A 24,311-nucleotide genomic window follows, 5' to 3' on the forward strand; every position below is an offset into this window, starting at 1 on the left:
GCGCGGTCATGCGCCCCATTGTTTTGTTTTTATTAAAATAATAATGTTACCAAAATTTCAGTCTCTTGAACAAACATCCTCAGATGGCAATTTCGATTATGGCCAAGTGTTTTTTCGGGAAAAGACATCTGGCGCAGATCGTCTGGTCATCGGAAGCAAAGACGGACATATTAATTTGATGGAGTCATTGTGCAGTGACTGGCCTGATGGGTGGTATGTGCTTTATGTATTGTTCGTTCCACGAACAGGCAGAAAAGAAGGGAGATATCAGTCACGTCTTTTCACCAATTTTACAGAACTTCAGGTTTTCAATGGCACGCACCAAGCCTTCCTTGAAGGAGACGGGCGTCACCATTATTGGATTGGGACGCCATCCAATGCCGGCCTGCTTGTATATGATCAACACAACGTGATTTTCGCCTATGGCGACTTGAATCATTACACAAGTATTCTGCGGGTCAGGGGATTTAAGGAACAGGAATTTTGGTTTCCCTCACCGCATAAACATCATTACCACATGACCAACGATCAACTAGAAGATGAATTGTTTGCCGCTGATGATTGGGCGTTTCACCCATTACAGAAACAAGATCAATGGGATTAAAAAGAGTGGATGAGGCTTTGACTAATCTTGGACGTTAAGAAAAACATGTGGCGCATCACCATAATCCTTAATGTAGTAATACTTGGCATCATGAGCCTTGGCGCTTCCGCATTTCAGATGCGTCTTCGGAATAATTATCTTCATCATCCGGATGATTCTCGTCCCATGGATTTGCTTCCGCAGATAAGCCATCTGGCACTCAAGGGATATTGGCTGATTTATACGCTGCCGTTGGTCTGGCTCATTGTTAGCGTCCTGCTCATTTCGGCTCTAAAGAAAAATCCGGAAAAGAGAGACGATTGGATTCAACTCCATACATCCGCCACGCTGTTTATTGGCGCCGGAATTTTGCTCTTTTTCGTGACGGCTGGGATGCTTCCTTTCACAAGCGCCCATCTCTATCTTTCAAAATAAAAACATTGGGACACAAACTCCGAGGTGCTTAAGAACGACACAATTTCAAACCGCAGAGGCAGAGTAGCGCACGATCTCGAAACGAAAAAATTCTTCATTTTGAAACTTGGCAGACTGTTTTCCCAAAATCCTGAATATTAAGCATCATGCGTTCCAAGCAGACAAGGCTTCTTGACTCAATTTCGGATGCGTTTCCTGTGTGCGCAACACATGCAACACTTTCCTTGCGACAGGGCGACGAGATTGACTCATATAACACACCTCCCCCGGATATCGTGCCAGCTGACTGGCGTAATATTCCTGATGGCGATCTGGAGGCCTACCATTGGGGATTCACGCATCTCGACACCGATTCTTGGCGATTCTATTTGCCTGCTTTCCTTGCATATTCAATTCGACACATGTCCTGCGGCGAATCGCTCGTGATTCATGCCTGTCTCGGCAATCTTCGGCCACCAGACAGGATTCCAGCGCGTTTCAACACGCTCAACGACCAGCAACGGCGAACTGTGGTCGGCGTGTTGGAGTTTCTGGCGTTTGACTGCGAATCGGGTTTCGCGGCTGCCGCCTGTCAGGTCTTGGAGGAATATTGGATCAAGAACCCGTTTAACTCGGATACCTGATGCGTATTTCTTTCGATATTGATGACACTTTGGTCATCCACGCCCCGAACACGCCGACGGAACCCCGACGCTTTCCAGTCTTCGTTCACCGTTGGTTTGGCGAGCCTCTTCGTCGAGGCACTTGTTCACTGATGGCCGGGCTGCGCCGTCGCGGATGTAGCATTTGGATTTATACTTCATCAGGCCGCACACCATTTGGCATTCGCTTGTGGATGTTTTTGTATGGCATTCGAATTGATGGAGTGATCAACGACGAACGACATCGGCGCAATTTGAGCAAACACCGGTTTATTCGCATGCCATCAAAGTTCCCGCCTGCATTTGGCATAGATTTGCACATTGATGATTCCGAAGGCGTTTTGATGGAGGGACGGGATCACGGCTTTCGCGTGATTGTCGTCAGCCCGCATGATGAGCGGTGGACAAAAAAGGTGCTGGACGCAGTAGATGCCGTGGATTCGGACATTCTTCCAAAGACTCCGGTCACCCCTACGCCGCCGCGCGGGTCAGGCGGTCGTTGAGGGCGGCGGCGAGGGCGCGGTCTTTTGACGCGGGGCTGGCAGGGGCGAGCTCGGCGTGGATTCTTTTCCAGGTTTTTTCCGGGCAGTCGAGGGCTCGCAGGGCGGCGAAGAGGTTGTGCGCGGCTTCGCCCAAGTCTTGTTTCTCCGAGAGCGGAAAGATGTTTTCGCCCCGGAGTTTTTTGGAGGCGAAGAGCGGGAGAACAGCTTCGTTCTTGGGGATGCGAGCGATCAGCGCGGGCGTGATGCGGGCGTGCAGCACAACAGGGGTTTTCGGGCTGTAGTGTTTGCTCAACATTCCCGGGGCGAGTTCGGCGCGGGCGGTTGTGGCGGGGCGTTTTTTTGCCGCTGCGGTCACGGGCACGCGAAGGACGCGGGTGATTTCAGCGGCGCCGATTTTTCCGGGGCGCAGGATTTTCGGGCGGCGCGGATCGCGCAGGTCGACAATTGTCGATTCGAGCCCGATGTCGCAATCGCCGCCGTTGAGGATGTGGCGAATTTTTCCACTCAAGCCGTCGCGCACATGCGCCGCGCAGGTGGGGCTGATGTAGCCGAAGGGGTTTGCGCTCGGGGCGACGAGCGGCAGGCCGCACTTTTTGAGGAGCGCGCGGAAGAGCGGATGCGCGGGCATGCGAACGGCAACGCTCGGCAGTCCGGAGGTGGCGAGGTCGGGCACGGTGTCCTTTTTCGGGAGGACGAGCGTGAGCGGGCCGGGCCAGAAGGCGCGGGCGAGTTTTTCCACGGCGGGATTGCGGTGCGCGAGTTGATCGAGTTGCGCGAGATCGTGGATGTGAACAATGAGGGGATCGTTTGCGGGGCGGCCCTTGGCGCGAAAAATGGCGGCGCAGGCATCAGTGGAGAACGCATTGCCCGCGAGCCCGTAAACCGTTTCGGTGGGCACGGCGACGAGCTCGCCGCGTTGAAGAGCCGACGCAAGCATGGCAAGGTTGCGCGGCGTGCCGCGATAGATGCGGGTTTTGAGGAAAGGCATCGGGGAAAAGTTTAGGGTTTAAGTTTAAGAGTGGCTGACTGTCGCTTCGCTCGAAACCGGCACTCCGGCCCTTGGTTTTCTGATTTTCAGCCTTCAGGCTTTCAGCTCTTCTGTTCTTCCCACCAGCGGGCACAAAAAAGGCCGGAAGCATCCGGCCTTGGAAAGGTTGTTGCGCGGAACGATGGCCTGCCTTACTGGGCGAGGAGCATGTTGCGCGAGCGCTTGATGGTCTTCGTGATGCGGCGCTGCTGCTTGGCGGTGAGGTGCGTCCACTTGCGCGGGAGAATCTTGCCCGTGTCGGAGACAAAGCGGTTCATAAGCTGCGGCGCGGTGAAGGGAAAGTTCTCCGGCGTGAGGCTCTGTTGTTGTGGTGCGTCGGGCTGTTCTGTCGTGCTCATTTGAAAAAGAATGTGAATAGATAGGCGCTGAATCCCCGCTGTCAACAGGCGATTTTAAGCGTTTTTTTGGCAGGCGACGGTCAACTCATCTCAAAATTTTCGATTGATGAGACGTTGCTTCCAAACCAAGCGGCGGTTGGCGGGCTGCCGGCCTCCGGTCTCGAAACCAGGTCACGGGGACGAGGCGCAGCGCGTCCCGCATGTCTTTACGCCTTTGGTTTTCGTGTCGGGTTGATCACAGGGGCGGTTTCCTTGGCGTGTATTCGGGTGTCAATTCCGGTAACGGTGGCGATTGAGCGCTTTATCAATAATCTCATTGTATCTGTCCTCAAAATACGCATGCGTGGCGAGCTCCACATGTGTGAGCTGTTGCTGGTCGCGCCAGATTGCCAAAGTCACATGAAAAAAGCCGCATCTTCCATATGCGGAATACGAGCCACTGCGATTGTTCACCGGAGTCAATGCAATGCCCCGCGACTGAAAATATGCCCGCATTTTGGAAACAACCGCATCGCGCGTTTCATCCGTCGTATAGATGCAAGACTCAGCGCGAATCATTGGATGCGATACCGTTTGCTCATAGATGACATTCTCCCTTCGCACCTTGTCCCCTGGCAGCGGCGCGTTCGCGATCAAATCGGAAAATGTATAAAATGCCCCCGACATCGGCTCGCCGTGGCGAACCGTGCGAACCCATCTGGAGCCCGCTCTTTCACCGTAACTAAAACCGCATGTCGTGCAGGCAAGCGCCTCATTGCCCTTGCCCGCGCCGGCGGCAACCACGGTCTCATGCCCAAACGCGCATGACGTTGGAGGGCCAAAGTCGCAAAGCGGCAGATAGTCATCGTTGTGAAGCGCAACGGGAATAACCGTGACTCGCACCGGAACCGTGCGCGTGTATAACGCAAACGCGGCGATCACAAAAATGTAGGTGATCCAGCGGAACCTCGATATTTTGCGAAGAAAAGGGCTTTTTTCAGAAGATGGAGCGGTCATGGAATCAATGTGGTTGCACGCAATTAACACGCGCAACTCGGGGGAATATTAATGACCAAAAGCGGCCGCCCGAAAAAACTGCGGTTCTTCCCTCATTCCCGCACGAATTTATCCTTCGGCACCGGCAGGGACAGTTCGTTCAGTTTCCCCGCGGCGGAGACAACTTCGTAGGCTGTGCGGAAGTGCAGCTTGCCGAACTCGCCCAAGGCGCGCGCGCCGAAACGCTCGATGATTTCCGCCGCCTGTTTTTTCACAAGGGGGCCCGCGCCTTTTTGCAGTTTTGCGCCGAAACGCTTTGAAAGTTTTTGCATCTGCCGCACGTATTCCGCGCGCGCGCAAATCGACGCGGCGGCGACGACCGGGTCCTCCTCCGCCTTCGTGCGCATGCGCAGTTCGAAGCCTTTCACGTCCTTCTTTTTCAATTCGCGTTGCACGAGCGGCTGCTCGCTGAACTGGTCGAGCAAACCCCACGGCACTTTTTTCTTAGCAAGCGCGGCAATCAAGCCCCGCGCGTGCTGCCAGGCGAGAAGCAGGTTCAGGTTCGCGCGGGGACGCATCATGAGCTCGTTGTATTTTGTCATGTATTCCCACGCGAACACCTCCACGACCACGCCCGGCGTTTTGCGGATCAGTTCGTCGAGTTTGACGATTTTTGTGTCGGCAACTTTTTTAGAATCTCGCACGCCCTCCTTGATCCATGACTCGATGGCCGCCTTGTCGGCAATGACCGTCGCAGTGATCACGGGGCCGAAAAAGTCGCCCTTGCCGCTCTCGTCGAGGCCGGCGTGAGGTTCGAACCAGTCGGGGTGCAGCACCTCGTCGTAGCCGAGCTTGGCCGCGCCGGTGATTTCCGGCTCGATCACGTCGCGCACAAAATCCTCCGTGCCCTTCCCCGCAATGACGACCTTGCCGCTCGTGTAGGCGGTGACGTTGAGTTTCAGGTGGTCGGCCTTGTAGGCAAAACGTGAATACGCGACCTCGAACGACAGCCACAGGCGGCGCTCGCAGTAGGCGCGCAGTTTTTCCATCTGCGCGTCGTCGAGCTTGATTGTGTAACTGCTGAGTTTCTTCGGTTCCTCGTCTTTTGAGGGTTTCTTTTTTGCCATGAACAATACGCCGCAAAATTCCCGCAAAATCACGAGCAGAAAAATCAATTTGCAGTCGCGGGTAAACGCACCCTGACGCGGACGCACCGCAAGATTATGCTTTTCGCATGAGCAACTTTTCACTTTTGATCCACCGCTTATGTCGCAAATCCAGCGCCAATATTTCGGCACCGACGGAGTTCGCGGCCCCTTCGGCGGGCCGGTGATCAACGAAATCTTTGCCGCGCGCCTTGGCATCGCCGCCGCGCGCTTCGCAAAAACCGGAAGGGTGCTCATCGGACGCGACACGCGCGAGTCGGGTCCGCCGCTGCAGAAAGCCGTCGCCGCCGGACTCGCCTCGGCGGGCATGGAACCGGTCATTCTCGATGTCATCCCCACCCCCGCGCTTGCGATGGCCGTCGTCGCCGAGGGTGCCTCGCTCGGCATCATGGTCACGGCCTCGCACAACCCCGCCACGGACAACGGCATTAAATTTTTCAACGCCTCCGGCCTCAAACTCACCGATGCGCAGGAAATCGAAATCGAATCACTGCTCGGCGACGAATCCACCGCCCGCGACGCCCTGGCCCGTTTCGCATCGCGGCAAGGCACCCCGCAAACACAACCACATCCCGCCATCGGGGAACTGCGCGCGTATTTGGACAAAATGACGTCGGTCCTTCCCGCGCGCGCGCTCGACGGATGGTCCATCGTCCTCGACGCCGCCAATGGCGCGACCTGCGTCACCAGCCCGCGCATACTCGCCTCGCTGGGCGCAAAGCTCACATTGCTGGGAAACGAGCCCGACGGCCGAAACATCAACGCCGGCGTCGGCAGCGAGCATCCGCAACCACTCGCCGCGCGCGTGCGCGAGACCGGCGCGCGGCTCGGCATCGCGCACGACGGCGACGGCGACCGCTGCGTCCTCTGCGACGAGCGCGGGGAGGTTTTGGACGGCGACGAAATCCTCACGCTGCTCGCCCTCCACGCGCTCCGGCAGGGCAAGCTCGCCGCCGACACGCTTGTCGTCACCGTGCACAGCAACCTCGGCGTCGACGCCGCCGTCCGCGCCGCCGGGGGCAAAGTCGCGCGCTCCAATGTCGGCGACCGCTACGTGGCGGAAAAAATGCGGGAAACCGGCGCCACGCTCGGCGGCGAGTCGTCCGGCCATATTATTTATTCCGAAATTTCCTCGACCGGCGACGGGCTGCTCGCCGCGCTCAAAGTCCTCGAGGTAATGCTCGCCACAGGCAAACCGCTTTCCGAACTGCGCCAAGGGTTGAAAAAATTTCCGCAAGCGACAATCAACCTTCGCGTGCGCGAAAAAATCCCGCTCGCCCGGCTCCCAAAACTTTCAGCCGCCATCGGCGCGCTTGAGCACGAACTCGGGGACAGGGGCCGCGTGCTCGTCCGCTACTCCGGCACCGAGGCCAAACTGCGCCTCCTCGTCGAAGGCCCGTCGGACGCGATTGTGCGCGCCGGCGCGGAAACGCTCGAGGCCGCCGCGCGAAGCGAACTGGAAACAACGGCGTAAGGCTCGCGCACGCGTTCCGCGGCTGCCATGTTTTCCAGGGGCGAACTTGCCAACCGCGCGATGAGCCCCGCTTTATTTCCTCACTTTTTGCATCCATGACACTCGATCTTTGGCAATGGCTCGCGGTTGTTTTTGCCGCGCTCCTCGTTGGTTTCTCCAAGACCGGAATCGCCGGGCTCGGCATTTTGTTTGTCGCGATTTTTGCGAGCGTGCTGCCGAGCACCAAACAGGCGTCGGGAATCGTGCTGCCGCTGCTTATCATCGGCGACACCATCGCCGTGATCGCATACCGGAGGCACATGCGCTGGACGCATTTCTGGAAACTTTTTCCATGGGCCGCGCTCGGCGTGTTTGCCGGCTGGCTCGCGATGGGACGCATCGACGACGCACAGGCGCGCCTGCTCACGGGCGCGATCATCGTCGCGCTCACGGCAATGCACATCTGGCGGCGACGGCAGGCGTCGCGGCGCTCGGCGGCGGGCATCACCGATGAGCCCGCCCTGCCCGTCTGGTTTGCGCCGATGATCGGCGTGCTCGCCGGATTCACCACGCTCATCGCCAACGCCGCCGGTCCGCTCGCCGTGATTTATTTTCTGACGATGCGCCTGCCCAAGATGGAATTTGTCGGCACCCACGCCGTGTTTTTTATGATCCTGAACTGGTTCAAGGTGCCCTTCATGGTGTCGCTCGGACTGATTAATTTTGATTCGCTCAAGTTCAACGCCGTGCTCATCCCCGCGGTGCTGGCCGGCGCCGTGGCGGGCCGGTGGATGCTTGGCCGCATCAACCAAAAGATTTTCGAGAACGCGACTCTCGCGCTCGGCGCGCTCGCCGGGCTGAACCTGCTGTTGCGATAGGGCGATCCTCCGCCGACCGGGGGCATCGCGCCCTCCGGGAAACAGCCCGCTCGCAGTTCCTACGAAAGCCTGTCCGAGCCGAACATCACGAACAAATTGCCCAAATCGTTTTTCACGAACTCCGCGCGATAGCGTTTCTCGAGCTGGCCCTCGCGGGTGAGCTGGCGTTCGAGCGCCTCATCGGGATTTTCCGGCACCAACGACGGATTGCGCAATTGCTCGCGCTCGGCGTCGCGCTCGGCGAGCCGCGAAATCAGCTCGTCCCAAAAAATGGCGTTCTCATATTGTTCGAGCGTCGTCGCCGCCGGCGAATCCGCCTCGAGGTCCATTGACGGGTGATAAAAATCTTCCACCTCCTCATCCGCCTCCACATAGTTCGGACAGGCACCTTTTTGCGCGGCGAGTTTGTAAATTTTTTGAACAAGCTCGCCGTAACGCCCGCCGCCCGCCCCGGCATTATCACCAGCCTCGAGCACAACATTTTCGCCCATGTAAACGAGTTCGACCAACCGCCTGAATTCCTTGCGGGTAAGAGTGATGTTCATGCCCCGAGCATTTTGCGAAACCCTCGCGCGTCAATCCCGAGTAACGCCCCGCGGCGCGGCTTCGCGCTATGGCCGCCCGCCTGCATCGTCCGCATTTTGATTATTTGCGGCGGAGCGCTCATCGGCGGCGCTCGCGAGGCGGTTCAGAAGCGTGCCCGCGCCCATCACGACGGGTCCCTTGTGCTGCCCCGGCCGCGCGGCCCACGGTGCGGCGGAGGCCAGGCGTCGCGCCAGCAAGTAGGTGACGCCCATGAAAAACACCGACATGATGCCGACATACGAATACCCGACGAGGCGACCCGTCTCCGGGTCGCTCGAAACAAGCAATCCCGCGCACATCGTCGCGAGTCCGCCGCCCGCCTGCTGCACCGCCGCGTTCACGCTCATGAAACCTCCGCGATAGCGCGCCTCGACGGCGTTGGCGATCATCGCCATCGTCGGGCCGAAGCGCGACGACATCGTCGTTGTGAAAAACGTCGCCGCCATCAACGCCGGCACCAGCGACACGCGCGGCAGGTTCGTGAGAAGCACCACCGCGCAGATGGCGATGGCCGAAAAAACCCCAATCAGCCGCACCTTGTCGCAACGATCCGTCCAGCGGCCGATGAGCGGCGTGGTCATGAACGTCACCGCGCCGCCGCACAGGTAGATGAGAAACAAGTCGTCCTCGGGGATGCCGGCATTGGCCACCATCGCGGGAGCCATGAGCGGGATCACCGACGCGCCGCCAAAAACCAGCGCGATCGTCAGCACGAAACAGCGCCTGTGAACCGGGTGCGTGACGATGTCGCGCATTTGCCCCCACGGATTCGACGCCGGCGCAAACGCCTGGATCGACGGCAGGGTTTTCACACCCACGCCAAACACGATCGCGCTCATCCCCACGAGCATGAAAAACGGCGCGTGCCACTCAAACGCCCCCGTGAGCTTGAGGCCGAGCGGAATGCCCATGATCGACGCCAGCGGAAACGCCGCGCCCACAATGGCCATCGCGCGCCCGCGCTGCTCCGGCGGTATGATGTCGCCCACCATCGCCACGACCACCGAGCTCGCCACGCCGCCAAAGGCGCCCGCCGCGCAACGCGCCGCAAGCAGCGCCCAATACGTCGGCGCCAGCGCGCAGCACAACGTGGACAGCGCAAACCCGCCGTAAAGCGTGAGCAGCGCGTGCTTGCGATTCACACGATCGAGCACAAAACCCGCCAGAAACCCCGAGACCGCCGCCGCGAGCCCGTAAACGGCGACCAGTCTCGTGAACTGCCCCGGCGTGATTGAAAACACCGCCATCAGCCGCGAGCCGAGCGGCTGCATGATCATAAAATCGAGGATGTGCGTGAACTGCACCGCCGCCAGCACGAACAACGTGAGACGTTCGTTAATGGGTTTTCCGTTCGGAAGCGTTGCGGGCGTGAAGCTCATAAATAAACCGCGAACCATGCCCCCGCGCCCCCAAAACTGCTAGCCATTATTTTCCCATCCGCCGAAAAACAACGCGCGCAAGCGCGCTTCCGGCCGGCGCTCCGTAACGCGCATGGCGACATCGCGGAATGACATGCCGCGAGAACAACAGCGGAGGGGGCAAACAAAGCGGCGCGCCTGAAAAATGTTTTCGAACCGCGGATGCGGACGCGAGCCGTCCGCCATATTTATATTTTTTGCGAAAATAGCTTTCATGAAACAACTCACTCCCGTAACAAATGCGCTGTTACATAAAAATAATCTTTGCGACTTCATGCAATCACCTCACTCAAACAACCCCACTTGCGCAGTTTTCGCCACGACCCAGTGGAATGTTGTTTACGCCGCCGCGCAATCACAGCAACCCGGCGCGCGCGACGCGCTCACGCAACTCTGCCGCAACTACTGGACACCCCTCTACGCCTTCGCGCGCCGCCAGGGACTCGAACCGCACAGCGCGCGCGACCTCGTCCAAGGTTTCTTTGAGTCACTCCTCGCCAACCGCACCTACGCAAACGCCACGCCCACGCGCGGAAAATTCCGCACCTTTCTCATCGGCGGATTAAAACATTACCAAAACGGCCTGCGCGACCGCGCCAACGCCCAAAAACGCGGCGGCGGCGCGCCCATGCTTTCGCTCGACGAAAACATCGCCGAAACCCACTACGCCGCGGACTCCACCACGCTCACCCCCGAAAAAATCTACGAACGCCAGTGGGCGCTCGCCGTCATCGACCACGCGCTCGCCAATCTGCGCGCCGAGTTCGCCGGGACCGGCGACGGCGCGGCATTCGACATCATGGCGCCGTTCCTCACCGGCGACAGCGCGCAGTCCTACGACGACGCCAGCGCCGCGCTTGGCATCACCGCCTCGGCCTTCAAGGCGCAACTGCACCGCCTCCGCGTAAAGTTCCGCGCGCACCTGCGACGCGAAATCGCCGGCACCGTCGGCACACCGCTCGAAATCGACGAGGAAATGCGCAACCTGCGCCAGGCCCTCGTTTCCTGACTCCAAAACAAAACCGCAACCATCCGGGGAAAAATCCCAATATCCCCGGTGAACCAGCCACACTCCCCCCTTGGACTTTACACCCGCCAGCACCTGCCCGCGTTGCCATAACCCGATGCCGCCCCCCGTCGGCGGCATGCCGCCCCTATGCCGCGTCTGCCTGCTCGACGCCGCGCTCGACATCACCGACGAAACCGTCGACACCCAGTCCCCCTTCGCCCTTCCCTCGCCCGCCGAACAGGGCAACTTCGGACACTTCGTGATGGAGGAGGAAATCGGACACGGCGGCATGAGCATCGTATATCGCGCGCGCGAGTGCGAATCGAACCGCATCGTCGCGCTCAAGATGCTCCAGCTCTTTCTGCTGCGGACCCCGGAAATGCTCCGCCGATTCGAGATCGAAGTGCGCGCCATCGCCAACCTCGACCACCCGAACATCATGCCAATGTATGAGGTGGGCCAACACGAAGGCATCCCCTACTTCAGCATGAAACTCGCCGAGCGCGGCTCGCTCGCGAAAAATATGGACGCCTATCGCGGCAAACCCCGCGACACCGCCCGGCTCGTCGCCAAACTCGCGCGCGCCGTGTTTTACGCCCACCAGCGCGGCGTCATCCACCGCGACCTCAAGCCGGGCAACATACTTCTCGACGCCAACGGCGAACCCTACATCGCCGACTTCGGCATCGCGAAATTCATGAACGCCGACGGCGACGACGCATGCCACACCACGGCCATCGGCACGCCAAACTACCTCGCGCCCGAGCTCGTCAAGGGCACCTCCGGCGAGATCACCCTCGCCGCCGACATCTACGGCCTCGGCGCAATTCTCTACGAACTGCTCACCGGCCGCCCGCCCGCCATCGGCAAGACCCCGCTTGATGTCATCGACAACCTCTCCAAAGGCCCGCCTCCCCAGCCCCGCACGCTCAATCCCGCCATCCCCCGCGACCTCGGCACGCTCTGCATGAAGTGCCTCGCGCACAACCCCGCCGAGCGCTACAACAGCGCCGCCGATCTCGCCGACGACCTCGGCAACTACCTCGCGGGCCGCCCCGTGATGGCCAGCCCGCCCAACCTCGCCGGCCAGTTCTGGCGCTTCTGCCGCCGCCAGCCCGTCGTCACCTCGCTCACCGCCGGCATCATCCTCCTGCTCGCCACCATTGCCATCAGCAGCGTGCGTTACGCCATTGACATTACCGCGCAACGCGACCGGGCCCTCCACGCCGAGGAATCCGCCCAGAACCAGCTTCACAATTCGCTCCTCATGCAAATGCGCCTCGGGCGGCAAACGGGAAAGGCGGGCCACCGCTTCGACGGCCTCGACGTCCTCCGGCAGGCCGCCGCCATACGCATCACCGACGAGCTCCGCAACGAAGCCGCCGCGCTCCTCGCCCTCACCGACATCCGCGTCGAGCGCACCCTCGAGGCGCGCCCCTCGCAAGCCTACGCCATCGCCTTCGCCCCCTCGCTCGAATACTACGCCGTCTGCACCGCCAGCCGGGAGGTCTCGCTCCGAAGCACCGCCGACAACTCCGAGCTCGCGCGTTTTCCCGGCACGGGCCAGTCCATCATCTCGCTCTCGGAATTTTCACCCGACGGGCGCCACACCGCGTCGCGCCATTACAGCGGCCACATTCGCGTGTGGGACGCGCGCGAGCGCCGGCTCGCGTTTGAGCTCGAAAACCGCACCCCGCGCAGCCGCCCCTACATGAGCTCGCGATTCTGGTTTGGCTGCGCGTTTTCGCACGACGGGAAAACCGCCGCCATCGAATTGCCCGACGGCGGCTACACGTTGCACGACATAAACGACGCCGGGCGCGAAACCGCGCGCCTCCCCCTCCCCCGCGGCCCGCTCGCCCTCGCCTTCGACTCCTCCGACAAACGCCTCGCCGTCTCCAACCGCAGCACATCGACCGCCGAGATTCGCGACACCGCCACCGGAAAAGTCCTGCATGCGTTTCAACATCCCGCGCGGGTCATTTCACTCGCATGGGAGCCCGACGGCTCGCGCCTCGCCGTGGCCTGCCTCGACACAAACATCTACCTCTGGAACACCGCCACCGGCGAATGCGACCGCGTTCTCGGCGGCCACCGGGACCGCGTCCACCACGTGGCCTACTCGCCCGACGGACGCCTCCTCGCGTCCACCTCGGTTGACAAGACCATCATCCTCTGGGATTCCGAGCGCGGCACGCGCCTCGTCACCCTGGCCGGCCACGGCGACGAACCCGTTCTGCGCTTCTCGAACGACGGCGCGCGCCTTGCCACGGGCGATTTCAGCGCAACGGTGTCCATCCTCGAAATCGCAACCGGCGATGACATCTGTCTCACCTTCACCCCGCCGGGCAACGCCAGCATGTCCGTCATCACCGCCGGCGTCGATTTTTCGCCCGACTCGCGCTGGCTCGTCACCTCGACGCGCGAGGCGGTTCACCTTTGGAACCTGCAACGCAACCGTCTCGCCGCGGTCCTGCGCCCCGGCCCCGAAACCGAAACCTCGGCGCTCTTCACGCCCGATGGGCGCTCGATGCTCGTGGCCAGCCGCAACACCGGCCTGACAAGTTATCCCTTTGACACAAACGCTGCGGACAATCCCCTCGGCGCCCCTGTCAAGCTCATGACGGAAAAAGGATTCACCCTCAGCGACTTTGGCTCCAGCGCGCAACACGCCATCCTCACGCATCGCAGCCAGGGAATCGCCTTGCTCTGGCCGCTCTCGCCCGCGGCGGGCAAACCCCGCCGCATCCGGGTGCAAACCGAGGCGTGGGACGCCGCGCTCTCCGCCGACCGCAAAACGCTCGTCACCACCTGCGCCGCGCAAGGCGACCGGCCGGACTCGAAACGCCTTCAACTCTGGAACGTCGAAACCGGAACGCAAATCACCGAACTCGAAGGCGGACAAGGCGGCCTCGTGCGATTCTCGCACGATGGGAAACGCATCTTTTCATCGAGCCGCGGCGCGCGCGGTTTTCACATCTGGGATTTTCAGTCGCTCGAACCGGTTTCCACCGCGCCCGTTTTTTCCGGACTCTTCGCCTACAACCTCTCCGCGGACGGACGCTATCTTTGCGTCCCCGTGCAGCGCGACATATGGCTGTATCAAGGCGTCAACTACGAAACACCCGTCATCAAGCTCACACCGCCCGGCGGGCCGAGCCAGATTCCCAAGATGGCCTTCAACCACGACGGGGGCCTGCTGGCGATCCACGAAAGCGACGGCGTCGTCCACCTCTGGAATCTGCGCAACCTGCGCGCCGCGCTCGCCAAATACAACCTCGACTGGGGCGATCCGGCGCAGTGAGCGCGCGGCAAATCACAAGGCCGCGTCGCCTTGCTCCCCGGTGCGGATGCGTGTGATTTGCCCGACAGGCAGCACGAAGATTTTTCCATCGCCGATCTTGCCGGTCTTGGCCGAGGCCTCGATGGTTTTGACAACCTTGGCGGCCATGTCGTCGCTGACGGCGACCTCGATTTTCGCCTTGGGCAGAAAATCGACCGTGTATTCGCTGCCGCGATAGATTTCGGTGTGCCCTTTCTGACGCCCGAAGCCCTTGGCCTCGATGACCGTCATGCCGTCAACGCCAATGTCGGCGAGCGCGGTCTTAACATCCTCCAGTTTGAAGGGTTTGATGATTGCGATGATGTATTTCATTTTTGTGCGGGTTTGTGCTGGCAATCCACCGTGCGGGGATGCGGGAAAAAGGGATTTTGCGCCATGCTCCCTCGCGCGCAAAGCATTATTGATGCCAGCTTTCGCCAGTTCGCAAAAAACAAAAAAGGCGCGCGCGGAAATATCCGGGCGCGCCGCAAAAAATGAATAGGGGCCCAGAATCAGACCGCCGCGTCGCCGCGCTCGTCGGTGCGGATGCGCACGACTTCATCGACGGGAAGGACAAACACCTTGCCGTCGCCGATTTTGCCGGTCTTGGCCGCCTTTTGGATGGTGGCGACAACCTTGTCCTTGATCTCATCAGTGACCACGATCTCGACTTTCACCTTGGGCAGAAAATCGACCGTGTATTCACTTCCGCGGTAGATTTCGGTGTGGCCTTTTTGGCGCCCGAAACCCTTGACCTCGGTGACGGTCATGCCCTCGACGCCGATTTCGGCGAGCGCATCCTTAACTTCCTCCAGCTTGAACGGTTTAATAATCGCAATAATGAGTTTCATAATGGTGAATGGTCTAGTTTTGCTGCGAACAGATATTGAATGGAATCACACGAGCCAACCAGCGCAAGCACGCAGACCTCAAAAACGGGATTTTTTCGCCTGTTTTGCAAACCGCCCCCAAATAACAACCCCTCCGGTATGCGCCGGAGGGGCGGATCGAAGAGGGCTGTGAGTGCGATTTCGCACGTTTTGAATTCGCGAGGTTCGGCTGCCTATCACTGTATCTCTGCATGTGTGTGCTGTCCGTTTGCGCCGGCCGGGGATTCCTGAACCTTGACCTCTCTGCCTTCCAGCCCGGCGTTTTGTCTTTCAACCAACCTGTCTGCTTCCGACCACTATCGGCAATCGATCTTCGCGCTGTTTGTGCCTTTTGCTTCAACCGAAATGTTAGACTCGAAAAACCGGAATTGGTTTCGAATTTTGCCCCGCCAAATAGTTGTTTTCAGGGAAGTGCGCGATTCCGTCTCGCCGCCTAAATTTCCCCGGTTTGCAAAACCGTTCCGGTCACACCGGGCTCACCCCGCGCGCACGACCACTTTTTCAGTCAAACAATCGTTCTTGGGCAATGCTTTCGCGGATTCTTTCCCTTGCCCATGCCGGATTGGTTCGCCACGGTCTTGCGCTTTAAAAGACCAACCTCAACCCAAGCCAGCATGTCCTCCACAAATGCGGAGCCGTCCGCCCCGTCCGCCCCCGCCCACGACCTCCCCCAAAAACGCAAGCGATTCCCAGGCACGTTCTGGCTCCTCAACACGATTGAGATGGGCGAGCGCCTCGCCTACTACAACCTGCGCGTCGTCGCGCCGATCTACATCATGCAAGCCGACAATCCCGGCGGCCTGCACCTGACCGCCGCCGACAAGGGCACCATTTACGCATGGTGGGCGATATTCCAATCGCTGCTGCCCATCGTCACCGGCGGACTCGCCGACCGTTTTGGCTACAAAAAAACACTCTTCGGTGCGATTACCACAATGATGATCGGCTATCTGCTGATCGCCTTCATGCGCGACATCAATTTTGTCAGCAATTACACCGCCTTCTTCTGGTCGATCATGGTGCTGGCCACCGGCACGGCGTTCTTCAAGCCCGGCATCCAGGGCGCGCTCGCAAACACCCTCACCAAGGAAAATTCATCGATCGGCTGGAGCCTTTTTTATTGGGTCGTCAATGTCGGCGCGCTCATCGGGCACTTTATTCCGACGGTCCTCCTCGTCATGGGAGGAAACTCCGCCGAGGCGTGGCGCAACGTCTTCCTCGCGTCCGCGGTTTTCACCGGCTTCAACCTCGTTTTACTCACCCGCCTCAAGGACGTGCCCACCGGCGCATCGCAAACCGAGCCGATTCTCAGCGTGCTCTGGCGCACGCTCAAAAACGTCTTCGAGCCGCGCCTCCTGTGCTGGCTCGCGATCATGTCCGGTTTCTGGCTGATGATGTATCAGCTCTGGGATCTGCAGCCCAATGTCATCGCCGACTGGGTGGACAGCTCGGCGCAGGCCCGCTGGATACAGGAAAACGCGCCCGCGTTCATTCACGGCAACCTCATTGAGGAAACCGCGCGCGGCCCGCAAATCCCCCAGCAAATCCTTCTCGGGCTCAACTCCCTTTCAATCATCTGCGGCGTTGTTCTTGTCGGCTACCTCACCCGCCGCATGCGCACGCTCTCCGCCATGCTCATCGGCATGGCGATGGTGGTCGTGGGCCTCCTGGTCGCCGGATGGACAATGAGCCTCTGGATGCTGCTCTTCGGCATTGTGTTTTTCTCGCTCGGCGAAATGACCGTCGGCCCCAAGAAAAGCGAATACCTCGCGCTCATCGCCCCGCCCGGCAAAAAAGGCCTCTACCTCGGCTATGTTAACATCCCCACCGGCATCGGCATTTTTGTCGGTTCAAAGCTGGCCGGTTACGTTTACGGGCACTACGGCGAAAAAGCCATGCTCGCGCTCCGCTACATCGCCGAAAAAACACCATTCGGCTCCGGCAAAAACTGGAACGGCGACGTGATGGTGCTGGAGGAAACACTCGGCATTGCCCGCCCCGAGGCGATGGCAAAATTGCAGGAACTCACCGGCCTTGACGCCGCCACCGCCACGCGCCTGCTCTGGGACACCTACTCGCCAAACGTCAACGTCTGGATTCCCTTCGCCGCGGTTGGCGCGGTTTCCGTGATCGCCCTTGCCATCTTCGCCCGCATGGCCCGCCGCTGGTCGGACATGAACGCATAAAAAATTCCTCCCCCCCTCCCCTCGCACCCACTCCTCCACTTCCGCTCCAAATCATGCTCAAGAAATTCCCCGGCACCTTCTGGCTGCTCAACGTCATCGAAATGGGCGAACGCCTCGCGTTCTACAACCTGCGCGTCGTCGCCCCGATTTACATTATGCAGGCCGACAATCCCGGCGGCCTGCATCTCACCGCCGCCGACAAGGGCGCCATCTATGGCATCTGGGCTCTCTTTCAATCCCTGCTCCCCATCCTCACCGGCGGCATCGCGGATCGTTTTGGTTACAAAAAAACCCTGTCGTTCGCCATCACCATGATGATGGTCGGCTACCTCATGATCGGCTTCATGCGCGATGTCGGCTTTGTCAGCAACTACACCGCGTTTTTGGTCTCCATCATAGTGCTCGCCAGCGGCACCGCGTTTTTTAAGCCCGGCATCCAGGGCGCGCTCGCAAACACCCTCACCAAGGAAACCTCCTCGGTCGGATGGAGCCTCTTCTACTGGGTCGTGAACATAGGCGCGTTTGTCGCCCACTTCATCCCCACCATCATCCTCGTGGCCGGCAACAACTCCGCCGAAGCCTGGCGCAATGTGTTCCTCACCTCCGCCGCGTTCACCGGCCTCAACCTCATCCTCCTCGTCAAGCTCAAGGACGTCCCCTCCGGCGCGTCGAAGACCGAGTCCGTCGTCTCCGTCCTCAAGCGCACCATCGCCAACATTTTCGAGCCGCGCCTCATTTGCTGGATGCTCCTCATGTCCGGGTTCTGGGCGATGATGATGCAACTCTGGGATCTCCAGCCCAACGTCATCGCAGACTGGGTCGACGGCTCCGCCCAGGCGGCATGGCTGCAGGCCAACCTGCCCGATTTCATCCAAAGCAAACTCATCGAGCAAACGGCGCGCGGCCCGCAGATCCCCCAGCAAATCATCCTCGGGCTCAACTCGTTCTCGATCATCTGCGGCGTTGTTCTCGTCGGCTACCTCACCCGCCGCATGCGCACCCTCAGTGCCATGCTCATGGGCATGGTCGTGCTCACCATCGGCCTCCTGGTCGCCGGCTCGACCATGAGTCTCTGGACGCTCCTCATCGGCATCCTCTTCTTCTCCTTCGGCGAAATGACCGTCGGCCCCAAGCAAAACGAATACCTCGCCCTCATCGCCCCGCCCGGCAAAAAAGGCCTCTACCTCGGTTACAACAACATCCCCGCCGGCATCGGCACCTGGGCCGGCTCGATCATGGCCGGTTATGTTTACGGTCACTATGGCGAAAAAGCCATGCTCGCCCTCCGCTACATCGCGGAAAAAACACCGTTCGGCGAAGGCAAAAACTGGGACGGCGATGTGACAAACCTCTCGGAGACCCTCGGCATCGCCCGCACGGACGCGATGGCCAAGTTGCAAGAACTCACCGGCCTCGACGCCCCCGCCGCCACGCGCATGCTGTGGGAGACCTATTCGCCAAACATCCACGTCTGGGTGCCCTTCGCCATCCTCGGCGTGGTCTCCGCCATCGGCCTATTCATCTTCGCCCGCATGGCCCGCCGCTGGGCGGACATGGATGCGTGACACGATCCGTTTATTGATCTGCGCATTTGCGAATGCCGCAAGTGCGTGGCAAGTTTTGAGCCATGAATGACACCAATGCTCATGAACCGGTAAGGCACAACGCGGCCAAGTCCCGCTACGAACTGACGCCGCCAAACGCGGGCGAGCCATCCGTGCTCGAATATGTGCTGGAGCCGCAAACCAACCGGATGATCTTCACGCACACGTTCGTGCCGCCCGAAATGCGAGGCAAGGGCGTGGCGGAAAAATTGGTGCGCGCCGCCCTGGCCGACGCACGTGCGCAAGGCCGCCGTGTCAAGCCCCAGTGCTCATATGTGGCAAAATTCATCGAACTGCACCACGCGGAGTTCGGCGATTTGCTGGCGTAGGACGCAGCGGTCACGGAGGATAACGCCAGGAGTCTTATAGCGTTGGCCCACCGGCGAACCGCATTCGCTCACGTTGCGGTTGATGAGGAAAATCAACAAAATCTCCGCCCTTTCCCTTTTTCATCTCCTTCCGTCCAATTTCAAGTTTTTGTTAACAAGTCTCGGATTGACCCGTTTTTGACTTCCTCTTGCACGAGGAGCCTGGCTCGGCGTTTCCCATAAAATAGCTCCTGGCCAAAATCTTGGCACACTCGTTGCTATTGGTTGCCACATTTGCACCTTGCTTTCTTAAACAGAAGTAAAGCACCGATACCAATTATTGGTATAACAATACATATTACAAATATAATTTTATTTGATTTTATATATTGATTGTCCTGTTTTTCAATCATGCTCTTACTGAAATTCCAAATTTCTGGATTTTCTATATACTCTTCAATCTGCTTGCGATTTAAATAAAATGATATGACATATTCGTTATTGGGATTAATACCTGCTTTTAGGCGGATATATAAATAATCATCAACCGTTTCTTTCTTTGCCATTAATGATGTTAAGTAGAGATTTGCATTATCTGATCTAGTTGACATGTCCTCCGGGGCTGTTTTTAAAGTTTCTCGCTGAATGGATTCATTTAATATATGGCGATATTTTTCGACCAATGCAAGAGATCCGTCAGGATCGTTTTTTTCTGTCATAACAGCAAGCAAGGGCACTGAAAAATTTCTTTTAAGAAATACTACAGCATATTCACCATCTAACATATCTGACACATGCCTATTAACCTCTTTGGCATTTTCCATGACATAATTTCTTCCGCTAATAACTAGAGCGGAAGGCTTTTGATAATCATAAAGACATAGATTACCAGTCAACGCCGCCATTGCGGCAATTTCCACAGTCCATGTTTCCTTAGCCCTGCAAACCTGAAGAGAAATCAAGGACATGGATATATATATTATTGCTTTGTGTAACATAAATTAAATTAGTAATCATCAACAAGAGTGTTTCCTGTTTTTGAATCTATAGCATAACAGCGGGCGGACTTTTGACGGTGCAAGGGGGAATGCTCAGAAAGATTGCGCCGTCCGCAGTCATTGACAAGCGCAACTTCTGGAGTGCCCCGCGACCTTTTCGCCCCTCCCTCTGACAATCCTCAAAAATCAACAAAACTCGGCCCGGCCACTTTTGCCCCTCCCGTGAATATCAATTCGACCCGCAATAACTTTCATTTATAACGATTTCGCAACACCCAAGAGTTGGCAGCAAAGAAAAAAAGCGATGAGTATATGGCCTAATATTATAACCCAATACCATATTGGGCGGTTATTTTTACCAATTTTCCAATTATTCTCAACATCAATTAATGCGTTAAGTTTTTTGTTTTTTAGCAATTTCTTGCTCGATCTACCCACAGGAAAATATCCACGATTGAAACCTGTGCATATTATACTAATACAATACACAAGAAACGATAAATATGCTATAAATTTTATTATTAAAATCAATATTTGAGTGTAACAAGGTTGAAAAATATTTCAAATCGCTGGGGCTTGGAATAGTGCCCAATCAAAAAGTCATTCAAGGTCGCAACCGCAGTTTTAAGAATATCTGCAGTAGGGGCAAAAAACAGGGCAATCCGAGACTTGTTAATTTTTCATCATTGCTCATTGCGACAGCGAGACATTCCTTTATGAAAACAACAAACCTTCAGCACATCGTGGTTTTGCGAAGCGCGCATAGCGGGCGGATTTTTGACGGTGCAAGAGGGCATGCACAGAAAGATTGCGCCGTCCGCAGCCATTGACAAGCGCAACCTCTGGAGTGTCCCGCGACCTTTTCGCCCTCACGAACGCGGAGGAAACTCCAGCCTTCTTTTTTGCAAAAACACGCTTTAGCTTTGGCACCATGCGTTTTCTTCTCACCAACGACGACAGTCTCGACTGCCCTTTTCTTCATGTCATCGCGCACGCCTTGCGCGAGGCGGGTCACGACCTCTGGGTTGTCGCCCCGAAAACCGAGCAGAGCTGGATCGGCGCGTCGAAATCCCGGCATCGCCCGGTCACGCTCGAGCAGGCGGATCGCGGCCTGGGATGCCCGACGTGGACGGTCACCGGCACGCCGAGCGATTGCGTGAATATCGCGCTCGCGCACATACTGCCGGAATATCCTGACGCGGTGATCAGCGGCTTTAACGTCGGGTTCAACGCATCGCTCGGCTTCATCCTCGCGAGCGGCACCATAGGCGGCGCGTGGGAGGGCGCGTTGCACGGTTTGCCGGGAATCGCGATTTCGCAAGATTTGCCCTTCGAGGTTTTCGACAAGATCAAGGAGCCCGGCACCCCGCCCGAGCCCGAGGTCGGGGAAACACTAAAACACTCCGCGGCCCATGCCGCGCGGATGATTCCCGAGCTCGCGCGCGACACGCCGTCGCGCAGTTTTATCGTGCACAACCTGAACTTCCCCTACCCTTGCCGCCCGCACACCGAGGTGAAACGCACCGTGCCCGCGCGCGTGATTGTGCCCGAGATTTTCAGCCCGCAGGCGGACGATGGCACGCATCGTTTTCTGTTCACCCTCGGCGAAATAATCGACCCGCCCGGCGGCCCGCTCACGGATCGCGCCGCGCTCGCCGCGAAGCAGATCAGCCACACCGTGCTTGATTACACGAAGATCGGGCGGATGCCGGAAAAGGCGTAGTTGCGAGCCTGGCGCGCGCCTTCCGCGCCCGCCCGCTTTGCGGTTGCGCATGCAGATCGTCCTTCGAATACGAGGGCGCACGCAAGGTGCGCCCCTACGGGGAATCGTCCGGTTTTTCTGAATCGGATTTGGTTTCCGCGCCGTTTTCCACGCTTTGCGCCCACACGCGCTGGCGCACACCGAAGGCGATCACGACAAGCCCGCCGAGCGCGACGATGTGCCCGATCGATCCGAGTATCGCGGAGGGTTTTGCGTCAAATTGTGGAGCCACCAGACGGACAATCGCCACGCCCGCGAGGGATGTGGCGATTCCGATTATCCAGTAAAGCGCCGTTTTGGTGCGGCGGGTCATTCGCAATCAGCCTCAGAGTTTTTCGAGGATGGGAATCAGCGTCACGTAGATGCCGGTGATGATCGCCGAGGTGATAACGCCGGAGATATTGGCACCGAGCGCCTCGGGCAGAATGATCGAGTTCGGATTGACCTTGGAGACTTCCTTTTGCGCGACCTTCGCGGTCGTGGGCACGCAACTGACACCCGAGATGCCGATCACCGGGTTGATTTTGCGACCGCTCACGATGTAGAGGATGTAACCGCCGCAGATGCCGCCGACGCCGGAGAGCAACAGCGCGAGGATGCCGAGCACGAGGAGCATCACGACTTTCGGGTTGAGAATCGTCGAGGCTTCGCAAAGCACGCCGAGCAACAGGCCCAGGAACATGGTCGCGCCGTAGAGGAACACGTTTTCAATCATGACCGTGAACACTTTCAGGCCCGCCTCGCGGACGGCGACGCCGAGGAAGAGCGAGAGGAAAAGCGGAGCGGCCGAGGGAAACAGCAGGCAGAGCACGCCGCAACCGGCCACCGCGAAGGCGAGTTTTTCACCCGCGGTGATTTTCACGACGGGACGCTGCGGGAGCTTGATCCCGCGCAGCTTGGCAGGCACGAGCAAGCGGATCAGGTAGGGATATCCGCCGTAGGCCAGGCCGAGATACAGATAAGCGACGACCGTGATCGGCACAAACATGTGCTTGGCAAGATTGAGTGATGCGAAGAGCACCATGGGGCCGTCCGCGCAGCCGACGAGCGCGATTGATGCGGCCTCGCCGAAGGAAAAGCCGAGCGCCTTGGCGATTGGAAAGGTGATGATCGTGCCAAACTCGCACGCCAGCGCGATGAACATGCTCAAAAACGGACGAGCCAGAAGGAAGCCCACGTCGAGCAACACGCCAATGCCCATGAACACGAGACACGCGATCAGGCTGTTGCCAAACGCGAACGTGTAGATCGGCTGCAGCGCCGTGATCTGCTGCATGTCCATCAATTCCTTCGGCTGCTGCACAAGCGGCGCAATCATGAGGTTGCCCGGCATTTCGCCGGACTGCGCCTTGTCCATGTCGGCGAGATATTGCACTCGGCCGGCATGCATGGTCTCGAGCTGCTTGAACGCCTCGCCTCCGTTCGCGCCGGTAAAGGCAAGCTCAACCCGCTCGCGCGGCTGCTGGCCGATGGGCGCCGAGGGCTCCAACCCCTGGCGATTCGCGCCGATCGGGGAGCTTTCGATTGCGGTGCCGGCGCTCTTGCCCGTTGTGAAAAGTTTCCCGTTGATCGAGTAGGTGACGTCGACTCCGTTGGCCGCGCTCTTTTTGTCCGGGCGCGAGAGAAACGCGAGATTGTGCGCGGCCGCGGCGGCCTCGGGACCGGTCACGATCACCTTTCCGTCCTCCGTGTAGGCCGCCTCGACATTGGTCGTGATGGAAATGTATTCGGCGACGTTTGACTCGAGCGAGCCGCGGGTGACGGTTTCCGCCATCTGACTGGGCATGAAAAGCACGCCCGCATTGACGGCGACCATGCCGAGCCCCATCGGAATCATGAGCAACGGCTCGAGCGTGCCCTTTTTGCCCAAATAAACGAGCACCCCGCCGATTAGAATCAGCCCGATGCGGCCGATCATGATGTGCGAGGGCGAGTCGAAGAGCGTCGTGATGCCTTGGAAGATGTTGAGAATATCTGAAAATTGCATTGTCTAAAAAATGAAAACTATTGGCGGGTCATAATGGGTTATTGGCGCGGATGCGTGCGGTAAATCAGCCTTTCTTTTTTCCCGTAAAAATACGTAAAGCGCGAAATGACACGCTAATAAGCACAGCCACAAGCATGGCTATGACTGCTGCAATTCCATAAATAATGGCGGCATAGATGACTGGTTGCATAAAAAACGGTGTTTAAAAAGAGGTTTGGGAGG

General features: G+C 58.6%; 24 protein-coding genes. 12 read left to right on the forward strand and 12 right to left on the reverse strand.

The features are described from left to right. The first annotated feature begins 43 nt into the window (after window positions 1-43). From M2103_RS03695 to M2103_RS03710, 4 genes are all read left to right on the forward strand, one after another. Window positions 44-604: a hypothetical protein gene (locus tag M2103_RS03695; RefSeq protein ID WP_277508818.1), complete on the forward strand. Its 561-nt coding sequence runs from the start codon at window positions 44-46 to the stop codon at window positions 602-604. A gap of 90 nt (window positions 605-694) precedes the next feature. Continuing rightward, on the forward strand, window positions 695-1,018 hold the full coding sequence (locus M2103_RS03700) for a hypothetical protein (protein ID WP_277508819.1): 324 nt from the start codon (window positions 695-697) through the stop codon (window positions 1,016-1,018). 146 nt (window positions 1,019-1,164) lie between these two features. Then, window positions 1,165-1,641 carry a DUF6714 family protein gene (locus M2103_RS03705; protein WP_277508821.1) on the forward strand — a complete coding sequence of 159 codons (477 nt, stop codon included), beginning with the start codon at window positions 1,165-1,167 and terminating at the stop codon, window positions 1,639-1,641. Further along, a complete protein-coding gene (locus tag M2103_RS03710; RefSeq protein ID WP_277508824.1) occupies window positions 1,641-2,162 on the forward strand; it encodes a hypothetical protein in 522 nt (173 codons plus the stop codon). Before M2103_RS03705 ends, M2103_RS03710 begins: the two co-directional genes overlap by 1 nt. Here the strand turns inward: M2103_RS03710 and M2103_RS03715 are convergent. From M2103_RS03715 to rnhC, 4 genes are all read right to left on the reverse strand, one after another. After that, on the reverse strand, window positions 2,131-3,150 hold the full coding sequence (locus M2103_RS03715) for an L-threonylcarbamoyladenylate synthase (protein WP_277508826.1): 1,020 nt from the start codon (window positions 3,148-3,150) through the stop codon (window positions 2,131-2,133). The two genes, M2103_RS03710 and M2103_RS03715, sit on opposite strands and share 32 nt — an antisense overlap. A gap of 191 nt (window positions 3,151-3,341) precedes the next feature. Continuing rightward, a complete protein-coding gene (gene rpsR, locus M2103_RS03720) occupies window positions 3,342-3,548 on the reverse strand; it encodes a 30S ribosomal protein S18 (protein WP_108825708.1) in 207 nt (68 codons plus the stop codon). A gap of 270 nt (window positions 3,549-3,818) precedes the next feature. Continuing rightward, window positions 3,819-4,544 carry a hypothetical protein gene (locus M2103_RS03725; protein ID WP_277508827.1) on the reverse strand — a complete coding sequence of 242 codons (726 nt, stop codon included), beginning with the start codon at window positions 4,542-4,544 and terminating at the stop codon, window positions 3,819-3,821. A 92-nt stretch (window positions 4,545-4,636) separates the two neighbouring features. After that, window positions 4,637-5,650, reverse strand: coding sequence for a ribonuclease HIII (rnhC, locus tag M2103_RS03730; protein WP_277508828.1), 1,014 nt, complete (start codon window positions 5,648-5,650; stop codon window positions 4,637-4,639). Between the two features lie 139 nt (window positions 5,651-5,789). Between rnhC and glmM the strand changes: the two genes are divergently transcribed. Beyond that, window positions 5,790-7,163: a phosphoglucosamine mutase gene (gene glmM / locus M2103_RS03735; protein ID WP_277508829.1), complete on the forward strand. Its 1,374-nt coding sequence runs from the start codon at window positions 5,790-5,792 to the stop codon at window positions 7,161-7,163. A gap of 95 nt (window positions 7,164-7,258) precedes the next feature. Further along, complete coding sequence (locus M2103_RS03740) at window positions 7,259-8,020, forward strand: sulfite exporter TauE/SafE family protein (protein ID WP_277508830.1); 762 nt, start codon at window positions 7,259-7,261, stop codon at window positions 8,018-8,020. 59 nt (window positions 8,021-8,079) lie between these two features. Here M2103_RS03740 and M2103_RS03745 read toward each other — a convergent pair whose 3' ends face one another. After that, window positions 8,080-8,565, reverse strand: coding sequence for a hypothetical protein (locus M2103_RS03745; RefSeq protein ID WP_277508831.1), 486 nt, complete (start codon window positions 8,563-8,565; stop codon window positions 8,080-8,082). A gap of 66 nt (window positions 8,566-8,631) precedes the next feature. Further along, complete coding sequence (locus tag M2103_RS03750) at window positions 8,632-9,984, reverse strand: MFS transporter (RefSeq protein ID WP_277508832.1); 1,353 nt, start codon at window positions 9,982-9,984, stop codon at window positions 8,632-8,634. Between the two features lie 313 nt (window positions 9,985-10,297). Between M2103_RS03750 and M2103_RS03755 the strand changes: the two genes are divergently transcribed. Next, window positions 10,298-11,032 carry a sigma-70 family RNA polymerase sigma factor gene (locus M2103_RS03755; protein WP_277508833.1) on the forward strand — a complete coding sequence of 245 codons (735 nt, stop codon included), beginning with the start codon at window positions 10,298-10,300 and terminating at the stop codon, window positions 11,030-11,032. Between the two features lie 70 nt (window positions 11,033-11,102). After that, window positions 11,103-14,336, forward strand: a complete 3,234-nt coding sequence (locus M2103_RS03760) for a protein kinase (protein WP_277508834.1) — start codon at window positions 11,103-11,105, stop codon at window positions 14,334-14,336. Window positions 14,337-14,348: 12 nt separating this feature from the next. Here M2103_RS03760 and M2103_RS03765 read toward each other — a convergent pair whose 3' ends face one another. Both M2103_RS03765 and M2103_RS03770 read right to left on the reverse strand, forming a co-directional pair. Next, window positions 14,349-14,687, reverse strand: a complete 339-nt coding sequence (locus M2103_RS03765; protein ID WP_277508835.1) for a P-II family nitrogen regulator — start codon at window positions 14,685-14,687, stop codon at window positions 14,349-14,351. Window positions 14,688-14,866: 179 nt separating this feature from the next. Further along, window positions 14,867-15,205, reverse strand: coding sequence for a P-II family nitrogen regulator (locus M2103_RS03770; protein ID WP_108825702.1), 339 nt, complete (start codon window positions 15,203-15,205; stop codon window positions 14,867-14,869). Between the two features lie 653 nt (window positions 15,206-15,858). Here M2103_RS03770 and M2103_RS03775 point away from each other — a divergent pair. From M2103_RS03775 to M2103_RS03785, 3 genes are all read left to right on the forward strand, one after another. After that, window positions 15,859-17,430 (forward strand): MFS transporter, encoded by a 1,572-nt coding sequence (locus M2103_RS03775; RefSeq protein WP_277508836.1) that lies wholly within the window; start codon window positions 15,859-15,861, stop codon window positions 17,428-17,430. A gap of 53 nt (window positions 17,431-17,483) precedes the next feature. Then, window positions 17,484-18,995, forward strand: a complete 1,512-nt coding sequence (locus tag M2103_RS03780; RefSeq protein ID WP_277508839.1) for an MFS transporter — start codon at window positions 17,484-17,486, stop codon at window positions 18,993-18,995. Between the two features lie 62 nt (window positions 18,996-19,057). Continuing rightward, window positions 19,058-19,363 (forward strand): GNAT family N-acetyltransferase, encoded by a 306-nt coding sequence (locus M2103_RS03785; RefSeq protein WP_277508840.1) that lies wholly within the window; start codon window positions 19,058-19,060, stop codon window positions 19,361-19,363. 257 nt (window positions 19,364-19,620) lie between these two features. Here the strand turns inward: M2103_RS03785 and M2103_RS03790 are convergent, their stop codons facing one another. Then, window positions 19,621-20,310: a hypothetical protein gene (locus tag M2103_RS03790; protein ID WP_277508841.1), complete on the reverse strand. Its 690-nt coding sequence runs from the start codon at window positions 20,308-20,310 to the stop codon at window positions 19,621-19,623. Between the two features lie 961 nt (window positions 20,311-21,271). On the opposite strand from M2103_RS03790, the gene surE reads away from it, so the two are divergent. Further along, window positions 21,272-22,063, forward strand: coding sequence for a 5'/3'-nucleotidase SurE (gene surE, locus M2103_RS03795; RefSeq protein ID WP_277508842.1), 792 nt, complete (start codon window positions 21,272-21,274; stop codon window positions 22,061-22,063). Window positions 22,064-22,157: 94 nt separating this feature from the next. Here the strand turns inward: surE and M2103_RS03800 are convergent, their stop codons facing one another. The 3 genes from M2103_RS03800 to M2103_RS03810 form a co-directional block, all read right to left on the reverse strand. Continuing rightward, on the reverse strand, window positions 22,158-22,415 hold the full coding sequence (locus M2103_RS03800; protein WP_277508843.1) for a hypothetical protein: 258 nt from the start codon (window positions 22,413-22,415) through the stop codon (window positions 22,158-22,160). A 12-nt stretch (window positions 22,416-22,427) separates the two neighbouring features. Continuing rightward, window positions 22,428-24,089: a sodium ion-translocating decarboxylase subunit beta gene (locus M2103_RS03805; protein WP_277508844.1), complete on the reverse strand. Its 1,662-nt coding sequence runs from the start codon at window positions 24,087-24,089 to the stop codon at window positions 22,428-22,430. A 64-nt stretch (window positions 24,090-24,153) separates the two neighbouring features. After that, window positions 24,154-24,279, reverse strand: coding sequence for a hypothetical protein (locus M2103_RS03810; RefSeq protein ID WP_277508845.1), 126 nt, complete (start codon window positions 24,277-24,279; stop codon window positions 24,154-24,156). Between the last annotated feature and the right edge of the window lie 32 nt (window positions 24,280-24,311).

This window comes from Ereboglobus sp. PH5-5, from assembly GCF_029504805.1.
GTDB lineage: Bacteria > Verrucomicrobiota > Verrucomicrobiia > Opitutales > Opitutaceae > Ereboglobus.